Origin of the sequence: Legionella genomosp. 1, from assembly GCF_900640215.1 — a bacterium.
In the GTDB taxonomy this organism is placed as follows: domain Bacteria; phylum Pseudomonadota; class Gammaproteobacteria; order Legionellales; family Legionellaceae; genus Legionella_C; species Legionella_C quinlivanii_A.
Genome location: NZ_CAAAJH010000014.1, coordinates 61,415 through 83,485, shown reverse-complemented (window position 1 = coordinate 83,485; position 22,071 = coordinate 61,415). Strand labels below are relative to the sequence as shown.

Genomic DNA, 22,071 nt, shown 5'->3' with positions numbered 1-22,071 from the left:
AGTCAGAAGTACGATTACTGATTAAGACGGTCCCAGTGGGGACCGGTTATCTTCTATGTTATGAAAGCATTCCATTCAAGCAAAGAATGTTTGATGCAACTGCATGGCCAAAGTCATTTTTGTCATCAGCCTCGTTATCATCCTGATTGGTTTTTGCATTCTCGCATTTTTGAATATAAGTTTTATGCAGATCGACTGTTGTCTGGAGGATAGCCTGACTAAGGCTGCGGATTTTGCATTTGCATTGGAGCATTCCAGAGAGCGCATTCGAGATGCTTTCATCAGCTACAGGGCGAAACTCAGACAATAATTCAGCCAGGCTTGCTTCTGAAGTTTTTAAATTAATTGCAAACAATTTTTTCGCACTTTCGGAGGATAAGTTGAGTAATGCAGGAAGCATCATGCAGTAATACTGGAAAAACTGAACTTTCAACAATCCTGCCATTGCGATGCGTTGCTGATCCTGATAAAAAACAGGTTGATTTTGTTTGAGCTCTTCCTGGGTTGCATGCTGTGCAGGTAATAATCCATTCACTGTACATTGCAGCAATTGCTGCAAATCAGCCAGTTTGGCAGCGAAAACTTGCCGATATACGCGGTCAACTCCACCAAAAAAAGCCGGATCATCCGAGTTCAATGAGATTATTTGTTTTTCCAGAAACTTTATAAATTGCTTGTGTTTATCCAAACCAGGAATTTCATTAGGATATACTGTAATATCGCTTATAGGGCAGCTTTCAAGCGTTACGCCCTTATCTTTCATTATATTTAAGTACTCCTCCTCATCAGCACTATTTTGCCCATGTGCTACCCAATCAAGAAGTTCTGTCGATTCCAGTATAATCTTCGCATCCGAGGATTTTTCCATATGCGCCGTGAAATACCAGGCTGGGTTTTCTGCTGATAAGCGAAGCTCTTTGCCTTCCTTGTAAAACTCTTTGAATAGTTCAAACGGAAATGGCCCTTCATTGCCTGCCAGGCCTATTGTTGTAATTAATCCATTAGGACAATTTTTAAGATCTTTCCAAATCTCATTAAATGGTTCTGGATAGTGGTGGCGCTCCTGATAATAACGCAGTCTTAAAACACTAATCTCGCCAAAATCCTGCATTCCTCTCACTAATGCTCTGTTGTAAGCCTGATTAAAATCAGTAAAACTCATGTATTTTTTGCACTGGACCCAGGATATGCCGGGGAGGGCGAAAATAACATTATTTTCATAACAATATCTGTAAAAATCATAGGCAATGTCTTCGATATCCTGTGGTGTTCTAATAAAATCAGAAATTTCAAAAAAATCATCGAGAAAGCCCTGAAAGTCTTCTACCCCTCGATATTTAAACAGGTTACCGCTCTCATGAACAAGATCTTCACGGAATTGAAGACCATTTCTTGCGGCAATTTCCCTTGCTCTTTTAACCGTTATGAATCCGGCTTCTCCATGAACATGGAGGTCGACTTTGGGCAATTTGTTAATCAGCTCCTCAGCCACAAACTTATTTCCCAAGTGATGCTGTAAATTCTGCAATAACTCTTCAGTTATTGAAGGCAGGGCGGGTACTGGCCTTTGTTTCGAGCTGATTTCAAATCCTTGCAAGTCAATCACAGGCTTAATCGCGGGTGAGGAAGTGGCTTGCTCCTGTTTAAACATACTATTTTTCATTTAATTTTGTCCTTACTCCATTTAAGAGACGTCATTTTTCCATAAATGAAAAATAAGTTCCATAAATAACTTGTCTGTCCTATTTAGCAGCATTATATTGAATGCTTACTTTGAACAAGAGCAATGTACTAAGCTCAGAAACTATTAAACTGTAAAACGAGCATGGATGTTTTTTAATTTTTGTTCGCCGCTCAAACGAGCATAGGCCTTCTCAAGCAAATAGTCCTTTTTCTCTTTCGGTAAATGTTCAATAATTTTATAAAAACCATCGGAAGACAGAGACAAAAACAGGCAGGTCGAACTTGTTTTGACAGTGGCATTTCGCTCACAATTATAAAGCAAGGCGACTTCTCCAAAAAAGTCGCCATCACTTAAACTTGCGATAATTATTTCTTCGCCATCTTCAATAGAAAACACATCAACCATACCGATAGCGATAATATAAAACTTGTCCCCTTGTTCACCTTGTTTAAACACAATTTCATGTCTGTCAAATCGCTCGGTAGTCATGTTGTTCGCAATGTCAACCATGAGCTCTTTATCGAAATCCGCAAAAAGAGGTATGTGTTCAAGCCATGCAGGATTAACTCGCACAAAGCCCTGTTCCGGCATTAAGGTGAAGCCTTTTTGTTTATTCCATAGCTGATTATAAAATCCATTTTGATTAACCAGAGTGCTGTGGTTACCCGATTCCACAATTTCACCTTCCTTCATAACCAGTATCAAATCAGCATTGACAACCGAACTTAGCCTGTGTGTTATCGAAATAATTGTATGCAAGCCGGTTAATTTATCGACGGTTTCATCGATTAGTGAAGAAGAAAAAGGATCCAGGGCTGAGCTTGCTTCATCTAGACAAAGAATCGCAGGGTTGGCAACCAGTGCACGGGCTATACAGATCCTTTGTTTCTGGCCGCCAGAAAGATCTGAGTTTTTAGGGCCTATAAGCGTATTATAGGTATCAGGAAGCTGCATAATTTCATTGTGAATTCCAGCTTGTTTTGCGGCCTCAATAATTTCATTGTCTGATGCGTCCAAACGACCCATTCTGATGTTTTCCAGGATGCTTCCCTCAAAAAGCCTGGGTTCCTGCAATACCACCGAAGTCTGAGCAAGCAATGATTCCTGAGGGAAATCCCGATAATCCTTTGAATCAAAAATGATAGTGCCTGAAGCAGGAGTAATTTCCTTTAGAATAAGCTTTAAAAGGGTGCTTTTACCTGAGCCGCTCAGGCCAACAATCCCTAGAAATTTTCCTGCTGCAATTTCAAAATTAACCTGTTTCAGGACGATTCTGTCATCATAATTAAAGGCAACGTCTTTTATATAAATTCCTTTCTGAAGTCGTGGAAGAAAAACTTCTTTACTGGATGTTTCTTCCATCTCCAGTAAATCCTCAATGATCTTCAAGCTTGAGGCGCAGCGCATAATGACAGGCAAGGTATTGCTGATGCTATTCACTGATGATAAGAAATTTCTAAATAACAGGATAAATGCAATAAACGAGCCCAGGCTTAATAAATGAAAAAATACCAGGATTCCTCCCAGAATATAAATCAAAAGCATGGAAAAATTGATGCCAATTAGCAAAGAGGCACTGGAAAGACCTAAGTTGATGTTATATCTATAATTTGCCTCTGTTGATTGTGTGAGAAAGGAATTAAATTTGTTTTTTTTGAACTCTTTTAAAAGCTCTAATCGTATTACGTCCTGCATTCTAATATTTTCTTGAATGTTATCCAGTATTTGCGCATCCATTTTTTGTTTATCGCTTATTGCCTGCGCGGTTTTTCTGAAAAAGAAACGTGGCAGCGCCAGAATTATTACCAGGCTGGGTAAAATAATCAGAGCAATAATCCAGTCAAAATAAAACAGAAGGGCTCCTGCAATAAAACAAAGTAAAACATCACTCAAAATACTCCAGGTTGAGAACAGGGTAGTACTTTCAATAAGTGCAAGATGTTCACTAAAATAGGAGATCAGAGGAGAGGATTGTTTTTTGTAATAGGAAGTCAGATTTAAATTCTGAAGAGTAACAAACATTTTATATCTCAAATGACTGATAATCTTTGCCCCCATAGTGGACAGAATTTTTGTGCGCATCAGAAATGCAAAAATAAAAAGGATATAGTTAGCCAGTAAGAGAAACATCGTCAGCGCTAACAGAGAAATACTGTTTGTTTTTAAAACATCATTAATTAACCACTCGACGATCACAGGTTGAATGCATTGAAACACTACCGAAAGGATGACGGAGATAAATAAAAGTGAAAACAATACAGGCTGTTTTTTCTGATATCTGAATAAGCTTTGATAAAATTTAAAAAGACTCATTGTATCCCTTTCAATAACAGGTAATTCTATCCAGGCCGATGCGGTTATCTTGAGTATATATCAAAAAAAGAAGCAGTTAGATTACTGATTTATGGGCATAAGCCTGATTGAGTTGTTCTGGCTGACTTGGTTCGCATTGAGAGTCAGCCTGAAGATTTCTAAAGTCAGGTCCTTCACTGCCACTTGGAATAATGGCAAAGTCTGCTGTTCTGACTTACACCACAGCCATCGTTATTAACTGAATGTCTATAACCAGAGTTACCATTCGCACCCAGCCAAAATCCAATTATATGCGATAAATTAACCCCGGGTACTTTGGGAGCTAAAATGGCACTGTCCATCCAAATAGCGTTTTTAAAATTGGTGTAGACACCAAAACCAATTGCCGTATGAGTAGTCACATTGCTTCCCACTTTATAAACAGCGTAGCCATTAATATTTCCATCCATCCACTCTTGCTGGCTGGGAACATCATAGGCAGGCTCCGATTGAAACTCATACATAATTCCGCCATTTCCATTCCATACGACGTTGTATTTTTCAAAATGCTCGGACATAAGGTTGTAGGTTTTGACATTATTGCCATTGATAATAATGCCATAATCACCGGCGTTTTGAGTCCAGCCCACATTCGAGCCATGATCTGCACGCCATAACCAGGTGTTATCAATAACGACATCATTGCTGTTAATAACCATACAGCTTCCAGCGGTACTCTTGTAGTTATTGGGTCCGCCTACACGACAATACACATCATCAATGAAAACAGGATCTACATGGGTTGTATTGTTCGCTGAAGCACCTACCTGCAGCAGAACAGGGGCCGAAACAGGACCACCATCGATCATGAAGCCAGCCAGTTGAACACCTTCAACATCGCTTACATTCATGATTGGCTTGCCCGTATCAGAAACGAAGGTCGGATATCCCATTCCATATATAATTGTATTTTTTCTCGTGACGTTAATGGTTTCTGTTAAATGATATACCCCTGGGGTAATAAAAAGATTGCTTCCCTGTCGTAAAGCTGCATTGATTGAGGCTGCGCTGTCCCCTGGTTTTACCATATAAAATGACGATATCGGCAGGTTTTTGCCTGCAATATGCCAGTCAGTACCGGAAACATTTTTCCGACGTGTTCTTACATTAAGCGCGAATTGATTAGTAAGTTTATCAAATACCAAATAAGGTTTTTCTTTAATCAAAGGTACTTTATCAATGATACTGTAAGGTGGATTGGGCCAATTACCCGCAGGTATCTGACTTCCCGGTGTAATACCCACAAACACCATGTTCCAGTTACTGCCATTCCAGGCTTTAAACTGAGTATTTCTTGTCAGATATTGTTGCTGTGTACCTGAATAAATGGTTCCATCCACCCGTGAGTCTGCAAGTAAGCCGCCGCTTGACCAGCTTACATCATTTAAACGCAAATCGCCCATTACGTGAATGCGTCTTGCTGGTGATGCCTGAGAGACTGCCCAGACATTCTGGTTTTTAGGAATAGAGCCATCTGTAAGAGAGCCCAGGGTAGGAATAATTGCAAGATTTTCCATTGAGCGCCAGAATACGGTGGTGACTCCACCCAGATTGGGTCTATCCTGAGTACGCACGGCACCGGTTATGACGACATCATCGGGCTTTTGTCCCGCACCGACAACAGAGGTATACACTCCAACACGCACATCAACCGGTGATGAAGCAGTGCCGTATTTTCCCGGCATGAATATAAAGGCATAGCGATTATCAGAGAAATCCACAGAGTAGTTATTCGCAGGATTATTTTGCTGATTGTAGATTTGAAGAATCCTGTTATTTATTTCACTGGCGGGCATAGAGGGATCGAAGATGATTACGTTTGAACCAAATGGATTATCTACACCAACTTGATTATCAGTATCTGCAAAAACGGTATTACACACAGGTAACAAAGACAAGCCAAGTGATAAGATAAGTTTCTTCATAAGTGATTTTCCTTAATCGATTATTAATGGGGAACCTAAAAGCCTAGCATAGAAATTTCATGATGTCAGATCGCAAGACAGCCATTTTGATATTTGATGAGGCTCAGAGGATAGGGGATATCAGACGTAGAACTAATATTTCTGGGCAGTCATTTGCATAATATTTACGCATGATTTCATGATGCATACTAAACTAACTGATAGAGATTCTCATTATTTTTTATCTGAAATAATGGACGACATGCCTCAGAAGCTTGCAATGTATCTGGCAAAACAAGTCTAAAGCGAAAAGAAACCAGTCCTTTGCATATTGGCTCTGAGAAAAAAGCGAAATTGTCACCTGAGATTCGAGCATACGAACCTCAGGATAGGACTGAGCAGTTATTCGTGAACGCCATAAACGGAGGTTATTAACAAGCGCCTTACCAGGTTCTGCAGCAAGTCGAAGCAGGGAGGAGGTCATGCGGCCAGGAAAAAGTCAGTTAAGCGTTTGCTTTAGTTTGGATAGCTGGTTTGTAGGTTTTGCTCCTGATCAACCTCTAACCTAAGCCCGGTTTCTATTGTTTTGACCGAGAACATACCAGCCTGGCTACTGCGGCCTTCGGTGGTTTGATTCGGTTTATTTTGCGATAACCACTCGAAAGCTTTTCTACTTTTATCTCCTCGGGTCACATTCTTTTCGGCTGTATCAATCATAGCAGTAAGAAAATTTGGCGCCACTTGTTTAAACCAGTCAAGAGCAGCAATATTGCTGTATTCAACAGCTCCACAGAAGGCTTGATAATTTCTTGCCTTTAACATCTTTGGAAACTCAGCATCAGGAGCATGTTCTTTTTGCCATTTTAAAGAGTCTAAGTTTTCATAGCCGGCAAAGCAAAAGCCCCAATAGTTATCTGCTTGTAGCGCTTTAATTAATTCCTCAGGTACTTCTTTATTTAACCACTCCAGGGAGTCAATATGACCAGCAGCGGCGGCTAATCGAAAACCATAATAGAAGTCGTGCTGTATCATAGCAATCACGTCCTTAGGTGCTTGTTCTTTAAACCAATCAAGGATAGGAGTGTGGCCCGCGACCGCAGCAAATCGAATACCACGATATCCTCGGCTTCTGAGCATGGTCATTATTTCATTCGGTGCTTCTCTCTGCATCCATTTAAGAATATGCAAATGACCATACTTAGCTGCAAAATCAAAGCCGTCATAGGATTGGGATCGAATCATTGATGGCAATTCATTCGGCGCTTCACTGGCTAGCCAATCGATAATTTTTTGATGACCATTTGCTGCTGCCCAGCAAAAAGCCTCATACTCTTTGTCTTGTATCAGCATTAGAAATTCATCAGGGGATTGGTCTTTAATTTTTTGCAAGACATCCAGGTATCCCATAATCGCGCTGATGGTAAAGATTTTCTGCTGAGATAAACCCAGTGTGTTCTGTGCGAAATGCATATAGTCGGACAGTTGTAAATCCGGATAAAATATTCTCAGTAATATAAGTGCTTGGACATCATCTTCTGGAAAATCGTGACGAGTTGTTTCTTGAAAAGGTTTTCTCATAAGCTCGGCATCATTCCATGTTATTTTAAGCTCAAAGTTCTTAAACCAGAATTGCTCGGGTATTTTCTTAGCGATAGGGTGATTTTCTCTTTGCATTTGTTTGGCGCACTGATAATAAAATGCTCATTATTTCATGTTTTAATCGTTGTGTAAAATCTACAAAAAGATAAATTCAGAACATATAAATTAAATTGTTTGCTAGCTTCTCGACTGCTCCATAAGCCTCTGTTAGTATCCATACTGAGTAAATTCAATTACAGAAAAGTTATGAAACAGGGAATGTTGAATCTAATATTTAAAATAATCTCTATCGGTGTATTACTTCTCGCTAGTATGAGTGGCTACGCAGCCGAACAAATCTCTCTTTCAAAAAATATTTATGTTAATGGCAATCGTCCCTTTGAATCGCATTGGGGATCAGGTCCTTTCGATACTGCGATCGCGATGAATATTCAATACCAGCCTGTTAAATCGATACGAGAGGAACTCTCAGGCTATCTACAATATACCTTGCGATTTTTCACAGGATGGAATGAAGATGGGGAAGCGCATATCACGGTGATAACACCGCCAGAATACTCTGAAGTCATTAAGAAGTTTGTCAGCATAGAACGAATTGAAGAGATTGCCGTAGAGAATAGCATTCAAAACTCGGATGTGAAGATTTTGGGGTTGGGAAGAGGTGTCGCAAGCATCAATGATAAAACAGAAGAAACGTATTTTCTTATCGTTAAATCTAAAAATTTATTGAAAATTCGGCAATTAATTTATGAAGAATTCGTCAAAAATGGCGGCGATAAAGATGCCTGGAATCCGAGACATTTTCATCCTCATATTACGGTCGGATATTCTTTAAGAGATCTTCATGAAGCGGATGGTGTGATTAAAGATGTAATGCATTCGCTGGATACTCGATTTGAACTTGTATCTACTGAATAGACAGATCACCCTGGCCCTATTAGGGGCCAGGTATTCCTGCCGGAGCCGGTTGCCTTTGAAGAACGACATTGCTCGAACTTTCATAGCTTATATACAGATTTTAACCACTCCTTTGCTTCTTGGCTGATTTGTTCATCCTGTAGAGCAATGACTGTGATCGCAGACTTTTTATCTCCTTGCACACCACATATTTCATCCATTAATTGACTCCAGCTTTGCAATAACTCAGACGAAGGAATTTTTCCTACATTATTCAGGATGGTATAGGCACGTTGTTTCAAATAAGCATTCATTGCCTTATCCATCCAGACAACGATTTCTGGCGTCAATCCATGCTCCTCAAGTCCCTTTCCCTCAGCAAAACCTTTTTCAAATTTTTTTGTCCGAAGATGAGCATATTTTTTACCATATAGGCTATTGACCCAGTCCATCAATTTTTTCCCCAAACGAATACCCGTTTCGGTATTTGGATCGTCCTGCAAGCTATTTTTAAACTCATCAACCAGATGAAACCAATTTTTTTCAAATATCTCCTTTTGTTCTGGTGTTGAGTTTGTTCTTAACTCAGTTTCAAATTTTGCATAATCTTTCAGTTCATTAGGTGTAAAGATTTCTTTAACCCATGCATTTTCTAGTTGTTGCGCCATTTTATATACCTCGATTAGTTCGATTACTTTTTTCCAGGGAATGGGCTTATTATTGCTGCAATCTTGCGATATTCGGTCTAATATTGCACTTGCCTCCATTAATGAAGCTGCCTTTTCCCGTAAGCACCTTGATTGCATGGCAAGATGGTCGGGTGCATTATCATTTCTGGTAAGTAATTCCTGGATTTGAGTGAGTTCAAACCCCAAGAATTTAAGTGCAATAATTTGTTGCAGCTTTAATAAATCCTTTTCAGAGTACAAACGATAATTATTATTTTGACGCAAACTGGGTTTGAGTAAACCAATTTTGTCATAGTGATGCAGCGTACGTACGGACACCTGGACAAGATTTGCAAACTCTTTTGGCCGCCATTGTTTCATCGTTTTTTCCTCCTTGTATCCAAGGTTAATGTATGACGCAACGTCATAGTCAAGCTTTTTAGATCCAAAGTTATTCATTAGGTTGTCTTATGCTTTTTGAGCTTCAGATTACGATAATCCTGTTCTAAAATAGTTTCAAAGAGGTAGCCTGGTAATATCAGGAAGTTTGATCTGACCAAATTTGAGAGTTGATTGCCAGGTCCCGCAAGAGTTTTGCGGGAGTTCGTTAGTCAAAATGTTTACGAAGGCCTTATTTTAATTGCAGGGCATGGCTGTTCTTTTCCTCTACGTCAGGAACTACAGCGGTGTATACACTTCCCATTTTGGCGAGGATGGCCACGTTTTGTTTCATATCGCCAAATGACGCACTTCGCCTTAGGGCAGGGGTTTCAGTGGTCTCGCTATGAGTAGTCGCTTCGTTTGTTGCTTTCGCCCGAAGTTCCATACCATATTGATGGGCGAGGTAGCTGGTACAAACAGCATTCCCTAATTGATTGTCGCGCAGCATATAAAGCGGACTTATTTCTCGAAGCATTTTATATATTTTCATCACTTCGCTGGTGATATCGGCGACATTCTCACTGGCAAACACCGTGTCATAATTCATTAAAAGCATAAGACTCATGAGAAAATACCCTGTTCGCCCTCTGCCTGCGCTACAGTGAATTACGGTGTTGTTAATTAAACTATCTTCATAGATCTCCCAAATAGCCTTTTTAAGCACTTCACCATCAAGAACAGGATGGCTATGCCAGCAGTTTGCCAGGTTAAGTGAGCCACCATCCGATATAGGAATTAAAACGACATCAACATCTTTTGCTTCGCTATTATCGGTTTGGGGGAAGCTTAAAGTGGAATATGCGATAGTGCTGGGACAAACTCGATTCGTTTTAAACTCAGCCTCGCCGCTTTTTCGAGTGACTGTAAAGCGATAATTTTTTCCTGCCAAAGCAAATGACCTATCCCCGTCAGTAAAACAATAATCAGCAAAATCAGGAAAATGATGTTTATCACTAGAAAGTGTTACTCCTAGTGCAATAATTTTTTTAACTGGATTTTCAGAAGGGTAGATATTGGTTGCAATGAATTGATCTAATGTATCTTGTTGAGGACCCGCAGAGGTAAATAATTTTGTACCTGGAATAGCTATTCTTTCAGAAGATATCGGGGTGCTTTTTTGAAACCGATTTGGCTCTCGGAAAGAATCCTTAACTCTTAAAACAACTTCTTTAATTAAAGAAGGGAGAGGACTGTCTGTGAATTCATCTCGAGTTTCTCTTGTGAAGAAAGGTTGATAAACAAAATCGCTATCATCATAATCTTCCATAGTTTTTCCTAATTAACTTGTTAGAATTGGGCCGCATTCTAACAGATTTTAATTAAATATTGGGGTTATTTTCCTGAAAAAGTTTGCATATTACCCACTGAAAAGATGTGTATCTGATTTGGGTTCGATGTTAGTTATGTGCTAAATTTCAACTCTTGTATCAAGGGCCTTAGCAACAAACATTATTATATGCGTATCGATATGATGCCATCTCTTATCAAATGTCTTGCACTTATGTTGCTGCTCCCTTCAATAGGGATTGCGAGCATTCTAAGTAATCCGCAAGTTGAGAAACTGCTTTCACGGCATATAGAGGCTAGTGGTGGCGAAAATTGAAGACTACTTTTTTGGAAGTATATGATTCGGTATCAATGAAACGATGAAGTGCACTTGATAAAGAGATGCCCTAATTAGTGTTTTAGTTGCAATCACCAATACAATACCTCTGCCGCAGGAAGCTCGTGAGCATCTGGATGCTTATCTCGCAAGCCGCACTGCTGGATCAAACGAACCTCTGTTTGTAAATAGGGCAGGGAATAGAATCAATACTCGTAACATATACCGAATCTGTCAGCGGGTTTTACAGCAAGTTTTGGCATTTTTGCCAGAACATGACCAGTTTGAGTATAGGCCGCATAAGCTTAGGCATACGTTCTTGAAAAAGGTAACCTAATGCTCAACAACATCACAACCCTGCTGACAGCCCCGACACCCTGGCCGCATCAAAGCTATCCTTCTTATCCGAAATCCTCCCCGCCAACTGTAACTTACCCGCCTCTTTAGCAAGCTTAATCCCCTCTATGCAAGCGGCATCAGCTTCTTCGCTTTGTTTCAATTTATTGTAACAGGACGCCAATGTAGAGTAGCAAATTGCACGCTCGTCTTTGGCCTGTCCAGGAAAATAGCTTATTAAATACAATAATTGATACACCGCGACGACATAAGCTTCCGACTGATAATTTTTTACTGCCTTGTCATAAATAAATTTAAAATCAAATTTACCAAGATTCATAGAATCATTAAATTTATTCTGCGTACGCTTCAATAATTCAGTATGCTCTTTATTGTTGTTGAGTGGATAAAATAGTGAAAGAGCCTTTTCAAATGCATTAATACTTTCAGGAATCAGATTCTTCTTCGCATTACAAGACCCTAGCACCGAATAGCAATACCCTAATTCCAAATCGGATCCCTTGTTTTGCTCATAGCTTTCTTTTGCAGCCACACAATAGTTGAATGCCGTTTGGTAATCCTCCAGCTTATAATGAGCCACTGCTTTATCATATAACTCACGCGGTTTCAGCGAAAAAAATCCTGACTGAACTTTCTTCGCTGCCTCCTCCTGTGGAAGACTGGCTTGATACAATAGATGGCTAAGACCTGCAAAGGCGGATTCTTTATTCATTCTTGCCAGGTTCAGTTTGGCGAAATTCTCCTGAATCGTTTTTTCAGCCAGTTTAAGATCCATATCCCGGACAGTATGGTCCAGTGTGCTATAAAAAGAAGCCCATTCCTCGTTAATCGATTCAATGAAAAGCTGCTTATACTGTTCAATGAAGGAGGACCAATCGACCGCCTTGCCTTCTGAGTGATAACCAAGCAAAATCCTGGCCCTGTTGCAAAGCGAATGCCAGGCAGGGGAGTGCACTAAAGGATCTCCCTGTGAAGGCGCTGCATTAATCTGACAGGATTGCTGCCACTCTTCCGGGCTCAGGGTATCAAAATCCTCACGAATTTCCTGCAGTTTGCTGAAAAACTCCTTCAATACGCTGTAGAGCATTGTTTCCAGTTTTGAACTATAGCGGCGTTCTTTCGAATGCCTTTCGGTCTGCTCGTTTCTTAGCTGACGAAGAAAATTTATTTTTTCTTCATTTGTCCCCTTGAGCCAATTCTGCACTAAAGAATCCAGTGATTGGTTGCTTAATAAAGTTAATATATTGGGATCTTTGGCTTGTAAAATCATTTCCGAGCTGCCCGGTTCTCCCTGCCTTGCAGAGCGCCCATCCCCTTGTTCCTGTACTCTGGAATCCTCAGGATGAAAGGTGAAAATAAAATGCAATCCGCCGGCTGCCTTACTTCCGGGAGACAGGATAATATCAGTTCCTCTTCCTGCAATATTGGTGGCAATCGTCACCATCCTTTCCTGTCCGGCTCGCGCAATAATGTACTCGCCCGATTCCCGCTGGGTTTCATTTAACAACTGGCTGTTAATGCCTTTTTCAGCAAGATATGCATTAAATCGTTCAGTTTCAGCGATACTTTCAAAAAGCACCAGCACTGGTCTGTTAAGCGCCTGCATTTCCTGAATGCGTTGATATATAGCCAGGTACTGATTAGGGATATCATCGAGAATTCTGGGAGGCAATGTCTTTCGCTGACAGGGAAAATGTGGCGGGACATCGAAGCTCTTTATTTTATAAATATCCTGAACTTCCTCCCGCTCAATTTTCTCTCCCATTGTTCCTGTTAAACCAAAGAGCAATTGATACTCATTAAACATGGAAGGATGGGAAATGGAAGCCACCATGAGGGACTGAGGCGTTATTTTCAGTTGATGCCTGGCTTGCAGCATTTGATGGATACCATGCTGCCACTGGCATCCTTCACTAATACTTCCGGTATTGGAATAATCAACAATGCGAATGTCATCCGCCTGAATAATATAATCTTTCCCTTCTTTCTTGTAGTAATAAGCAATTTGCGCGCTTTTAATCCATCGGCTGAGGGCAGTATCCGATAGCAAGCGTAACTCCTTCAGAAACGCGGGGCTGTTAAACTCCATACCCAGTTGATTTCTTAGTTTTGAAATATGTTCTGGAGTAATTCGGCCTGCTTTCACAGTTTCTATAGTGAATTTCAGGATTGGCGCGTAAATCCAGGTTAAATCGTCTTTTCCAGGATAGGAAATACGGGCAGCACCGGTTGTATTCAGCAGGAGATTATCCACCTCGTCAACCACCGCAGCGTCGTGGGTGCGAGGGACAAGCTCTCCATTTAGATTGTAATAAAACCGTAACTTTTCCTTATTCAGACCGTCTCTTAATTGTGCAAATTCATAATCCCAATTTGTACCAAACAAAACCTGTGCATGGAAATGCGCTTGCTTCTGCTCGACACGGCTGATGTGGGAGCTGGATATTCCCAGGGCTTCAAAAAACTCTGCATACTTTCTGTAATCGCGGATTGCCAGCACCGAAGAAGACGTGATGACATCGACAAAATGCCCCTGTCCCGCCAGAAAGGCAACCAACATGGCAGAGATAGTCGACTTGCCCTCGCCCGTTCTGATTTGGGCAATCCAACCCTTGATATCCGTCTCTTCCTGACCTATTAAAGCCAATAGGGCCATGATTTGAGTATCGTAAGGGGATATTTTAAAAAAGCGGCGCAGGGTTTCGATAATTACAGCAATCATTATTTGCTTGGCTTCATTATCCTGTTGCACACGAAATCGTTTTGCCGCTTCGAGAAATGAAGTTTTCAAAGCATCCTGGCTCAATTCTTGAAGTGTTTTTGCCTTTGCCCTGATCCCAACATATTCCGGTTTAAAACGCTGTAGGACTGCCGCGGGCAAGGGGTTTGCAGTAAACTCATCAGCCGTTGCAAAGCGCTCCAAAACTGTATCGATATCGCGGTTGGGATAACGCTTTTCCAGATAAAGACCATATTCTGACTGCAGAGCCTTGCGCAGTGCCTGTAGATCAGGCAGGTGGCTCTTAAGCAGAGAAGAAATTCCTTTGACATCCTGCAGATTAATCAGTAATTGCATGACAGCAAGGTAATCGGCAATTCGGCGTTCGCTATCTGGCACTTCTGCCTCTAATAATCTTCGATACAGTTCAAGGCCATAAACTGATTTAAAATAGGAAGCCAGGGTGATAAGCTGCGCCAATTCCTTCACAGCCAAAGGCTGCTCAAAACATTGAAAAACAAGCTCCTGTAATAAAAATTTCTCGGCTGTCTTATCCTGGCTGGCATTTAAATGATTGCAAAACTGGTTCCATTGCTGCCAGGAGGGCACTGTATGGAAATTCTTGAAAAAAATTTCTGCTTTCTTTTGATGCGAAAAATAATCCACTTCATCCAGGACTGCCTCTTTTTGGCTTTGAAAAGTTGCCGATTGATACGATTCAGGGGTTCTCATTAGTATTTTCTCTTAAAACATTAGCTTGGTACGTTTGTTTTTGACTGTTCAGCTGATGGCTGCATCGGCTTATGAAGGCTTTTATAAAAACTGTGCATCATTAAACCTTCCTTCACTTTAGACACTGCATGGTATTGGCTAAGCGCGCGATTTAACTCGTCATTACGCTCCTTAGGTAAATGAGTAAAACTTGCAGGGCTTATACTTTTATCCCCCGCTTGCACTAGTGCCCTGACAATTCTAAAATGCCCTTTACCCAGAGCCGTTTGTGCAGGCGTTAAACCATCAGCATTGATGGGGTTTAAATCAGCTCCATGCTTTATCAATGCCAGCACTGCAGGCATCTTTCCATTCTGGCAAGCGAGGTGTAATGCAGTGCCATTGCCGCTTGCTGGTTGATTCAGATTTGCCCCCGCTTTAGCCAGCAATTCAATCAAACCCACATGATTAAGTTGGGCAGCATAGTGAATCGGCGCATACCCAAGCCGATCGGTATCATTGAGAACAAGATCCCCACCGTTGATCAACAGCGCAGCAGCGTCCCTGGCATCGTTAATACAGGCCAAGTGCAAAGCAGATCGTCCATTCTTATCCAGGACATTGAGATCCACATCGTCCAGAATCAGCTCTGCCAATGCATTTTTGTTATTTTTTGTTACAGCTGCATGCAAAAGCGATCGATTGCGTTCTTTTCTATGATAAAGCGGGATTAATTTAACAAAATCCAGCATTTCCTGATTCTTCGAATAAATGGCATACTCGCATACTCCAAAGCCATGCTTATCCTCTTTTTCAAGGTCAGCTTTTAACTCAAGCAGACAAAGTACGGCTTTAACATGTCCATTCAAAGCAGCCAGATGCAAAGCGGTTCGCCTCGCACTTTTTTCAAGTTTTTTAGTCTCCTCAGGTGTCTCGGGTTGATTTAAATCAAAGCCCTGCCTCGCTAGATACACAATACTTTTTACTTTTCCAAGCATCGCCGCATAATGAAGGGCGTTATTTCCGGATTGATCAACAGAGAAAATGCTATGTCCTGACTCGCAAAGGTATCGCAAGACAGGCAGCGATTCCTTGGCAGCAGCTAACATCATTGGCGTTATGCCCAGACGGTTGCTCTGATTGGGTGTTTTCATCAGAGGAAGAAGCGTTAATGCGGCGGCCTCAGAGGGCTTCTCAAGGGCATAATGCAAGGCACTATTACCTTTTAAATCAACCTGATCAACTCTTGCCCCTTCTTTTAGCAGCAGGTTCATTAAGGCGACATTGCCGGTGGCTGCTGCAAACATCAGGGCAGTCTGCCCTTTATGATTGGGGCGGTTAACCGCATAATAGGGCAGCAACTGTTTCACCAGTTCATACTTGTTGGCCTTTATGGCTTCATGCAAACCATTATGATCCGATGTTTCAGCACTACGGCAAACCGCATCCATTTTGGTAAAGAGCAAGCTATGTGACTTTGCTGAAGCTAACTGCAGCATACTCAGGCCGCGGATTTTGTCGGAAATTAAATCGGCAATGCAGTCAGGAAAATACTTGACCAGGACATCAAAGCGGTAGCATGCCGTTGCGTCATCATTTGCATTGATAATCGCCCGTAATACATTTTTATCTCCTTTAAACAAACCAGGAGAGACTCCATCCTTTTTTAAGGCGGCCAACAATTTTTCCAAAGAGGAATCAAGATTACCCAGGGCCAAGCCTTCTTCACCTGCCTGAAGTGAAGCCAGATGATAGGTATTTGCGATAAGATGTTGCAGTAAAGAAGCCCCTTTTGTGGACTTGAAAGCCGTCAACAGAATTTTTTCTTTGTTAAATAATGACAATGCTTTATCAAATTGCAGTTTTTGTAGATGCAGTTTGAATTTTTTTATAACCTTCCTCCCCTTTTTATCAAGAACAGGGGTAGGAAGCGGCTTGCTGGGAGCTGAGGAGGGCTGAACTGGAGCCCCTTTTGATTTAGCAGCCTCTCGAGAGGGGGATTGACGCTTTTCATATTTACTGAGCAGCTTACGAATATCAGCAGACACTTCTTCCAATACAAACAAGTCTTTCGGCCATTCACTCGGCAGGCTTAATTTAAACAAACGTTTAAGGAGCGCAGCATCGTCCTGTTTTACAGCCAAATGAAAAGCCGTTTGCTGCTTGCTGTTAACGCTTGCAAATTGACAAGCCCTTTCCTTTAACAAGGGTAAAATACGATGGGCGCCAGTCTTTATCGCGATGTGGACTGGATAGTTTCTCTCAGTATCCAGCGGCTGATCGATATCTTTGCAGTATCTGAAAACCAAAGAAGCTATTTTTTCATCATTACTTTCAATTGCCGCAGCTATTAAAAGAGACGTCTGAATAGAGTTCTTTTGACCTTTTTTGAATAAATATTCCAGGCAGGAAAATGCTCTATTTTGAATTGCCTTCAAACTCAAAGCGGTCATATCATTGTCTTCTTGCAGATTATCCCGCAAATAACCAATTTCATCAGCCATTACTGCACAATCAAGCAGAGTCAGCGATGAAGAGGTTTTATAGGCAACACCTTTTTCAAGCAAAGCATAAACAATGAGAAAATGGCCAAACTGCGCCGCTATCGCTGTTAAGCTATTGCCTTCATACATCTCCCTGAAATTTACATTCTTTCGAAGCAACTGCCTGACGCGTGCATAATCCCCATTGCGCACCAGAAAATACAGACTTGAAAAGCCATTTCTGTCTTTGGCGTGATAGTCTTCACCGCGCCTGAACAAGATATCGCTAACGGCAGGCAGCGCATACTGAATAGCTAATTGTGAAGCAGTCTGTTCTTTATGATTAGGCTGGTTAACAGCTGCCCGCTCAGCAAGCCATTGGGCTGTTTCAAGCTGTCCCGCCTTAATAGCGAGGATTAATGGGGTTTCTCCTTCCAGGTTTTGGGCATCGATTAAAGCGCCTTTTCCAATGAGAAACTGAACTGCAGCTAACTGTCCGGCCTGTGCCGCAAGATGCAAGGCTGTTTTTTTAGACTCCAAAGGCATATCCACGGCTAAATCCGGGTTAGCCGCTAACATGATTTGAAGCAGTTCAACTTCACCCTGAGACGCCGCACAATGAAACGCGGTGTAGCCATCGGATTTTCTTCGGATGTCCGGCCGGGCTTTTCGGCGAACCAACTCTTTGGCTGCTTCTATTTCACCGCCTTGAATGGCCAGGTGTAAACTGGTCATACGGCTGTCAATCATTTGATTGAGATCCAGTCCAGGGACATGCTCCATCATCCATAATGCAAGCGATCTGAAATTTTTCTGGAACGCCATGAACAAGGGAAATAGACCATTGGGAAGCGCATAGTTAAAATCGGCTCCTGCGAGCTGCAATGCTTCCATTACCTCTTGTTTACCATGCTGCACAGCCAGCATGAGCGGTGTCAGTCCACGTTTGTTTTTGGCGTTTACCAGATCAGGGGCAATGCCAAGCATTAACCGCAGCGCTTCTACATGGCCCGATTGTGCTGCCATGTGCACCGGCAAATTACCTGCTTTATCCGCCAGTCGAAGCACTTCTATACCGTTTGCCTGGAATATAGTTTTTAAAATAGCGGGATTTAAGGACGCTGCCGCATAGTGCATCAGGGTGGCGCCATTGCTGTCAACAATTGTTTTTAAGCTTTCCTGACTTAAATGCACAGCCTGGGCGGCATCATTATTTATGCGATTAATCGCCTCCACGGCCAGAGTATCCAGTGCCTCATTTTCCTCTGAATCAGCGAGCACCAGTTCAGAATCTTTGGCTCTTAATCGATAAGCAATATAGCTTTGCCCTTGGAACTGAAAGCTGACTTTGTCCTGTCTGCCCGCTCTAAAAGCGGCAGACAGTGACTCTGCAAATAATTCCCCATGCGGCAGCGGGGCAGCTTTTATATTGGGAAGCTCGGGAGCACAGCCGCCGACATATTTTCGTGTTAAATCCGAGCTGGTGAATAAAACGAAGCTGTGGGTGTATTGTTTACTGACAGGATTTTCTGCGATTTCCTTGTGAGAGAGAAAGCAATCAATGAGGTGCTGTATATTCTGCAGATAACTGGTAAGTCGTTTGATTTCATGGGCGAAATAATGCTCCAACTGTCCTAATGCCTCCTGATAACACGCACTGATAACGTCTTCGGCTACCGCCGCTTCGATATTTTTAGCCTGTTCCTGGTTAAGGTTTGTATAATGTTGTTTACATTTTATTATTTCCTCATCATACTTTTCTTTTAATTTTTCGCTGTCTTCTTTAATGAATTTTTCAACCTGAGGGTTAATCAGTGCTGCCAGCTCGGTTTTTCTGGTGCGCAATAATTGTACGGCCTCTTCAGGATCTGGGCTTGTCCCCGGAACTGTTTCGCTCGCTTCAAGTTTAACCTGCTCAATCGACTGTCGAATCCCTTCAATCCGGTCGTTCTCCCCTTTAATGAACGCCGTAATTTGAACCGCATTAGCTGCACGGAGATGCACCGGTACAGCGTCGACCTGAGCCTTTTTGTTGGCTTCGATTTTTTTTATTGCTTCCTCAAGCTGCTTGATAATAAGATCTTTAAGCGCTGTGATTTCTTGGGAAAAAGCTTCTGCAGCCTGTTTCTCATGACGCTTTTTATTTGCCAGCAATCCAGCCTCATAGGCTTTTGACAGCTCTGCGAGATTATCGGCTAAATTCGACTCGCTTTTCTGTTTAATTTCAGAAATAGCAGCTTGTTTCGTAGTGTCCAGATTTTGTTGGATAGCCTTGAAATTATCGCGTATGCTCGCCCGCAATGAGATTAATTTTCCCTCTTTGTCTTTTACCAGAGTGTCTTCCGGAATTACCGCAAGAATTCCGTCCTGTGCTTTCCGAGGATCTTTTTTCCATTCAGCCTCTAATATTGCCTGCTTTTGAGTAATGGCGCCTATGACATATTCAATCCGCGAGGCCAATGCTTTTTCTTTGGCCATCGCTTGCTGTTCCCTGGTCAAGCCAGCGGCCATTTTGTTAGCGGCTTTTTCAATGATGCTGTGCAATTGGCGAATATTATTCAGTAAGTAATCACTCGCGGCTTTTGTGATTCGCTCACTCTCATCTTCATTGATCTCAACTGCTTCACCCTGCGGAAGCTTAGGGCTTAGTTTTTCTTTAATCAGCGAAATAACACTTCCCTGCATTTTCTCGGCAATGCCCTTGGGAAGCGCCTCTGCTTTTTTAAATTTAAAAAGCTCGGAAAATAATTGATCGCTTTGTTCACGCCCCTCTGTCTGCCTGAAGCGCTCAAGTATCTCATTAAACTGAATGCTCAAAGGATAGGTCTGAAAATGACGAACTGGAATTGGCGGTAAAGATTTTGGGAAATGGGGATGAATAGCTGCCTCTTTTAAAGGCGGAAGCTGAGGAAGCTTGCCCATCTTCTCGAAGGTTACATAAAGATATGACAGTACAGTGATTATCCCTAAACGCTTGAATAGCTCTTTACAGAACTGCAGTTGCGGCATTTTTTCAGCCACTTCCTGGGCAAACAATTCATAGCAACGTAAATTGCTCTCATATTCCGGGGGGTATTTTCCATGTTCCAACAAATAGGAATCGACATATTGCTTATAGTCCGGCATTAAATCAACACTGTACTCTATCCTTATATCGGGATGGGGAAGCAGTATATTGTCAATCGTTTCGATTTTTGGGAGTATGGAAATAATGCGAAATGAGGTCATGAAAGGCTGCTGATAAGCTGAATCGCTTGATTTATATTGTACTCCATAGCGACTTTCCAACTCGCGCAATGAAATATAAGCAAGACCCGGCATCTTCTCTTTGCAGTACTTCTTAAGGTCAATCATGTTGGCTCTTAAAAAAGCATCATCACAATTTTCCTGCTCATGCCATCGCTCTAAAAACGCCTCATCAAAAATGCCGCCATTTAAATAGCCTTTCAGCCAGAAATCCAGGAAGCCAATGAGCCTGCCGACCGATGTATCTTGTAATGCCTTTGGCAAAACGGGATAGTTAAAACCCTTTTGATTAATATGCAAACTAAAAATCGGCAGGGTCTTTTCTTTGTGATAGGCATTGTAAAGTTCATGCTGAACCTGATTAAACCACTCATCAGAAACAGACATTTTGTCCTCGGGAAAGCACAGATAGAAATGATCGGTAACTGCATGCGCCTCACTGTTGAGGAGGTTCTCAATGAGGGATACCTCAGAAGCGACACCACCAATTTCCCCGGATGCCTCCATTTGAGAATAGACTCTGTTGACTATATTATACGCGTTAAAGCTACTGACCAGATTGGTTGCCATAAGCACATGCGAAAAATCTGCCAAGCCCGATGTTTGGAAATAAGCGCTATTCCAGGAAGACGTTGATAAAGAAACTTCACGGTAAATCGCCGACTCAATCGATGGCGACATGAAGCCGTAGCGCAGCTGAAATTCCCTGACCGCCTGTTGTTGCGCACTCCAGGTCATCATTGAAAGATTATTAAATGCGAAATAACGCGGCTGATAAGATAAATTAAACTGGTTACTTGTGCAGATGAATTGCTGGAAAGAGGTATTTTTAGAATGTAGATTAGTCGCCTGATAACGGGCGGTGTTCGTTGACGCCTGTTGCTGTGCTGCCTTCTTTTGCTCTGCTTTTGGCGATGCAGGCATATTTCGGCCGTTTAACCAGCCAAATGTGGCATGGCAAACATTCCGGGTAACTTCGCCAAGCGGCTTAACGATTGGAGCAACCGCGTCAGACGCTAATTTTGCCCCGGTTAATCCCCCAATTATGGCGCCAGCTCCTTTAACATAGGGATTGGGTACAGGCCCGCCAGCGGCAAGACCACCAACAGCTGCTCCGCGCACTAACCCCCATGTCACGACCCCCGCACCAGCCCCCACTTCGACAACATTCTTGAGCCCATTGCAAACCAGGCTTTCACCAAAACCGTATTCGGTATCTTTAGCAGCATCCGATACAACCGTTGCCGCCCTTGAAATTTTTCCTACATAAGGAATACTTTCTCCAACAGCTTTGGCACTTCGGTTAACCTGCCTTGCAGAGTCTGCAATGACATCAGCGGCTTTTCCAAGATTCTCACGTAAAGGGGTTTGGTTATCGTTTTTTTCTTTCTTTTCATTCATGGTAGG

The 22,071-nt window shown here is 42.0% G+C and carries 10 protein-coding genes; 2 read left to right on the top strand and 8 right to left on the bottom strand.

What is annotated here, in order from left to right:
- Positions 1 to 58: 58 nt before the first annotated feature.
- The 4 genes from E1O89_RS12595 to E1O89_RS12580 form a co-directional block, all read right to left on the bottom strand.
- Complete coding sequence (locus E1O89_RS12595; RefSeq protein ID WP_133140439.1) at positions 59 to 1,663, bottom strand: hypothetical protein; 1,605 nt, start codon at positions 1,661 to 1,663, stop codon at positions 59 to 61.
- 144 nt (positions 1,664 to 1,807) lie between these two features.
- Positions 1,808 to 3,997 carry an ATP-binding cassette domain-containing protein gene (locus tag E1O89_RS12590; protein ID WP_133140438.1) on the bottom strand — a complete coding sequence of 730 codons (2,190 nt, stop codon included), beginning with the start codon at positions 3,995 to 3,997 and terminating at the stop codon, positions 1,808 to 1,810.
- Positions 3,998 to 4,170: 173 nt separating this feature from the next.
- Positions 4,171 to 5,961, bottom strand: coding sequence for a coagulation factor 5/8 type domain-containing protein (locus E1O89_RS12585; protein ID WP_133140437.1), 1,791 nt, complete (start codon positions 5,959 to 5,961; stop codon positions 4,171 to 4,173).
- A 495-nt stretch (positions 5,962 to 6,456) separates the two neighbouring features.
- The gene (locus tag E1O89_RS12580; protein ID WP_133140436.1) at positions 6,457 to 7,614 is read right to left on the bottom strand and encodes an ankyrin repeat domain-containing protein; all 1,158 of its coding nucleotides are present in this window, start codon (positions 7,612 to 7,614) and stop codon (positions 6,457 to 6,459) included.
- A gap of 183 nt (positions 7,615 to 7,797) precedes the next feature.
- Here E1O89_RS12580 and E1O89_RS12575 point away from each other — a divergent pair, with 183 nt between their 5' ends.
- A complete protein-coding gene (locus tag E1O89_RS12575; RefSeq protein WP_165483153.1) occupies positions 7,798 to 8,457 on the top strand; it encodes a 2'-5' RNA ligase family protein in 660 nt (219 codons plus the stop codon).
- 80 nt (positions 8,458 to 8,537) lie between these two features.
- Here the strand turns inward: E1O89_RS12575 and E1O89_RS12570 are convergent, their stop codons facing one another.
- Both E1O89_RS12570 and E1O89_RS12565 read right to left on the bottom strand, forming a co-directional pair.
- The gene (locus E1O89_RS12570) at positions 8,538 to 9,485 is read right to left on the bottom strand and encodes a MerR family transcriptional regulator (protein ID WP_133140457.1); all 948 of its coding nucleotides are present in this window, start codon (positions 9,483 to 9,485) and stop codon (positions 8,538 to 8,540) included.
- A gap of 250 nt (positions 9,486 to 9,735) precedes the next feature.
- Entirely contained in the window at positions 9,736 to 10,812 is a 1,077-nt protein-coding gene (locus E1O89_RS12565; RefSeq protein ID WP_133140434.1) for a protein-tyrosine phosphatase family protein, read from the bottom strand.
- A gap of 409 nt (positions 10,813 to 11,221) precedes the next feature.
- Here E1O89_RS12565 and E1O89_RS12560 point away from each other — a divergent pair, with 409 nt between their 5' ends.
- Entirely contained in the window at positions 11,222 to 11,485 is a 264-nt protein-coding gene (locus E1O89_RS12560) for a tyrosine-type recombinase/integrase (RefSeq protein ID WP_133140456.1), read from the top strand.
- Positions 11,486 to 11,497: 12 nt separating this feature from the next.
- Here E1O89_RS12560 and E1O89_RS12555 read toward each other — a convergent pair whose 3' ends face one another.
- Positions 11,498 to 14,956, bottom strand: a complete 3,459-nt coding sequence (locus E1O89_RS12555; protein WP_133140433.1) for a hypothetical protein — start codon at positions 14,954 to 14,956, stop codon at positions 11,498 to 11,500.
- Between the two features lie 20 nt (positions 14,957 to 14,976).
- On the bottom strand, positions 14,977 to 22,065 hold the full coding sequence (locus E1O89_RS12550) for an ankyrin repeat domain-containing protein (protein ID WP_133140432.1): 7,089 nt from the start codon (positions 22,063 to 22,065) through the stop codon (positions 14,977 to 14,979).
- Positions 22,066 to 22,071 lie beyond the last annotated feature (6 nt).